The 1,124-nt window shown below is 72.3% G+C and carries 1 protein-coding gene; it reads right to left on the minus strand.

Going from position 1 to position 1,124, the window contains the following annotated elements:
• Positions 1-1,011: zinc-dependent alcohol dehydrogenase (locus ACR9ZK_RS21575; RefSeq protein ID WP_481344011.1), on the minus strand; the 1,011-nt coding region annotated here is incomplete at its 3' end.
• Between the last annotated feature and the right edge of the window lie 113 nt (positions 1,012-1,124).

Raw genomic sequence — 1,124 nt, forward strand, 5'->3', positions numbered from 1 at the left:
TCCGTCGTCGGCAGCGTCAGATGTGTATAAGAGACAGACCTCCTCGAAGCAGGCGTTGACGTCCTCGAGCCGGCGCGTCTGGGCCACGACGCGGGTGCGTCCGTCGGCGTGCAGGCTGAAGACGTCGGCCAGGTCGTTGCGGGTGCCGACGAGCGAGCCGTGGACGCTGATGCCGCGCAGCACCGTCTCGAAGACGGGCAGCCGCAGCGTGTTGTCGTGCGGCAGGCCGACGATGACGAGACGACCCCGCGGGTTGAGGCAGGCGTGGGCCGCAGCCATCGCCGCCGGCGAGGGCACGGTGACCAGCGCGATGTCGGCGCCACCTCCCTGCGCCAGCTGCGCCACCTGCTCCGCCTGACCGGCGCGGGCGTCGACGACGTGGTCCGCCCCGAGCTGCTTGGCGAGGTCGAGCTTGGCATCGTCGACGTCGACGGCGACGGTGCGGCACCCGAAGACGGTGCCGTACTGGAGACCGAGGTGTCCGAGTCCGCCGATGCCGACGACCATGACGGTCTCGGCCGGCTGGGGGCGGGCCGCCCTGAGCGCGGCGTACGTCGTCACACCGGCGCAGGTCAGGGGTGCGGCATCGAGCGAGGAGACCGCGTCGGGCACGCGCACGACGTGGCTGGCCCAGCCGACGGCGAACTCGGCGTACGCGCCGTCGACCGTGTAGCCGGTGTACTGCGGCGCGACGCAGTAGGTCTCGTGGCCGGCGATGCAGGAGCGGCAGCGCCCACAGGCGTGGCCGAGCCACGGGATCGCGACGCGGTCCCCCTCGGCCAGGTCGTCGACGCCGGGGCCGAGCGCGCACACGGTGCCGACGCCCTCGTGGCCGGGCACGAGCGGGATCGTGGGCGGCACGGGCCAGTCGCCGCGCGCGGCGTGGATGTCGGTGTGGCAGAGCCCGCTGGCCTCGATGCGGACGAGGACCTGCCCGCGGCCGGGAACGGGGACGGGAAGGTCACGGATCTCGAGCGGCTCACCGAGACGAGTGACGACGGCTGCTTTCATGGCTCTCTCCTGTTCCGAGGCCTGGCGTTCCCAGGCCGCACTCGGGGAGGCGGCCCTCCCTCGGGCTGTCTCTTATACACATCTCCGAGCCCACGAGACGGAGCTACATCTGG

The organism is Monashia sp. HAY1-5C (assembly GCF_056755255.1).